A 2647-nucleotide genomic window follows, 5' to 3' on the forward strand; every position below is an offset into this window, starting at 1 on the left:
ACCGCGGCGGGCGCGCCGATGTCGGCCAGGTAGGCCGCGATGCGGGCGTGCGCGGCGAGCCGCCAGCCCGCCGCCGCGGACCCGTACGCGGCGTGCCGGACCAGCGGGTGCCGGAACCGGAACCGCCCGGCGCCGGGCCGCACGATGTCGCGGGCGACCAGCTCGTCCAGCGCCGACAGCGCGACCGGGTCGGACACCTCGGCGGCGACGGCCGCCAGCGCGGGCGCGAACTCGTCGGCGGCGACCGCCGCGCCCTGCGCGACCCGCAGCGCGTCGGGGGACAGGCCGCTCAGCTCCATGTGCAGCGCGGCCCGGACGGCCGGCGGGAGGTCGCCCTCCTGCGGGCCCTCGGCGAGCGGCTCGTCGCTGCGGGCGAGCGCCTCCAGGTAGAAGGGGTTGCCGCCGCTGGCCTCGAACAGCTCGCGGCAGCGGCCGGCGGTGACGTCCGGGCCGAGCAGCTGCGCGACCTCGTCCTCGGTCAGCGGGCGGACCCGGACGCGGTGCCCGCAGCCGCCCTGCAGCGACGCCTCGACGAGCGAGGCCAGCCGCGCCGACGCCTGCGCCGGGCGGAACGCCACCGCGATCACCACGCGGGCGCGCGGCGGGTGCCGGACGAGGTAGTCGAGCAGTTCGATCGTCGCCTCGTCCGCCCAGTGCACGTCGTCCAGGATCAGCACGAGGCCGTCCTCGGCGGCGAGCTGCTCCAGCAGCCGCCGCACCGCCCGGTACAGCTGGTAGCGGGCGACGGGGGTGTTGCCGGTGACCGTCGGCATCGTGCCCTGCACGACCGCGGCGAGCGCGGGGAAGACGGGGACCAGCAGCTTCACGGTCGCCGGGCCGAGCTCGGGCAGGTGCTCCTCGAGGTGGTCGTCGAGGGCGTCCACGACCGCGCCGAACGGCATCTCCTGCTCGAACTCGGCGGCGCGTCCGGACGACACGGCGAGCTTGCGCGCGACCGCGCCCGCCGTCAGCTCGCCGAGCAGCCGCGTCTTGCCCGCGCCGGGCTCGCCGGCGAGCGCGACGAACCGGAACATCCCGGCCGCCGCCTCGTCGAGGCTCTCCTCCAGGACCTGCAGGACGTCGTGCCGTCCGACCAGCGGCGGCTGCCCGGGGCGGGTGCCGGACCGCTCGGACGGGACGCCGCCCGGGGCGGGGTACGGCGCGTTCGCGGGCCGCGCGTTCGGTCCCCCCGCACTCGAACCCCGCGCGCTGGAGACCGGCGCACTCGAACCCCGCACGCCCGCGCCGCGCGCGTTCGAGGCGCGCTCGTCCGGACCGCGCTCGTCCGGACCGCGTCCCGGTGCCGGGCGGCCCGGACTGTGCCCGGCCGGGCGCGGACGGTCCGCGCGCTGCTGGTCCGTACGACCATCCATGTCCACACCCCACCAGAGACAGGCGGTCGATACGCCGTGTTGTTACTCTTGTCGCGAATGCGTCGATCGCGGGGGCCACTCTACCGAGTGGACGGTCGGCTCGAGTGACCTGCACCCCCCGATCGCCACAGTGCTATCAACCGTCCTCAGGGCACGGGTGTCAACAGTCTGAAGTGGACCGTGCCTTAGTCGTCATCTTCCTCCGTCCGGTACCGACAGGGTTCACCCGGACGCTCCGTCCTCCCGCGGACGCGCGACGACCAGGCCCGATTCGCCCGGCACGAGAGTGACGTTCTTCAGCCGCCGCTTCTCCGCCTCCGGACGCGCCGCCGTCAGCGTCACGCGCCGTAGCACTTCGGCGAGCACGACGCGCATCTCCAGGAGTGCGAGCTGCGCGCCCGCGCAGTACCGGCGCCCGCCGCCGAAGGGAAGCCACGAGCGGTTCGCCCGCGCGACCGCCTCCGGCGACGTGGCGCCGGGCAGGAACCGCTCCGGACGGAAGCGCTCCGGCTCGGGGAACACCTCCGGATCGGTCAGCACCAGCGGGATCGACGCCGACAGGTACCAGCCCGCCGGGATCTCGTAGCCGCCGATCTTCGCCGTGTCGTCCAGCAGCCTCGGCGCCCCGAGCACGACCGGACGCGCCCGCATCCCCTCCTTCACGACCGCGTCCAGGTAGGACGTCCCGCCCCGGGCGGCCGGCGTCCCGGCGTCGAGCTCGGCGACCAGCGCGGCCATCGCGCCCGGTGTCCGGACGAGCCGCTCGAACGTCCAGGCCAGCGAGGTCGCGGTGGTCTCGTACCCGGCCACCAGCAGCGTCATCAGCTCGTCCCGGATCTCCCGGCCGGTCAGCGCGGCGCCGTCCTCGTCCCGCGCGGCGACCAACTGCGACAGCACGTCGGACGGCCCACCCGCGTCGGCCGATCCGTCTGCGTCGGCCGATCCGCCCGCCGTGTCCGGCTCGGCGCGGCGGCGCGCGATCTCGACGTACAGGATCGCGTCCACCTCGTCCCGGACGCGGACGTACCGCGTGGTCGGCAGCGCGCCCGCGCGCAGCAGCAGCGGCGAGGCGAGCGCGCGCTCGCGGACGTTCGGCGGGACGCGCACCAGCGCCGCCGAGCCCGCGATCCGCATCAGCCGGGGCAGCAGCGCCCGCAGCGCGCCGAGCCGCCGCGCGTCCTCGATGCCGAACACCACCCGCATGATGACCTCGAGGGTGATCCGCTCCATCGCGGGCCGCACCGGCATCGGGACGCCGACCGGCCAGCGCGCGG

At 76.0% G+C, this 2647-nt stretch carries 2 protein-coding genes; both read right to left on the reverse strand.

The features are described from left to right. Nucleotides 1-1373, reverse strand: a 1373-nt coding sequence (locus DZF91_RS25230; RefSeq protein ID WP_147341373.1) for an ATP-binding protein, incomplete at its 3' end; no start/stop codon positions are given. Between the two features lie 222 nt (nucleotides 1374-1595). Next, nucleotides 1596-2647, reverse strand: a 1052-nt coding sequence (locus tag DZF91_RS25235; protein WP_147341374.1) for a cytochrome P450, incomplete at its 5' end; no start/stop codon positions are given.

The organism is Actinomadura logoneensis (genome assembly GCF_003428695.1).
Classification (GTDB): domain Bacteria; phylum Actinomycetota; class Actinomycetes; order Streptosporangiales; family Streptosporangiaceae; genus Spirillospora; species Spirillospora logoneensis.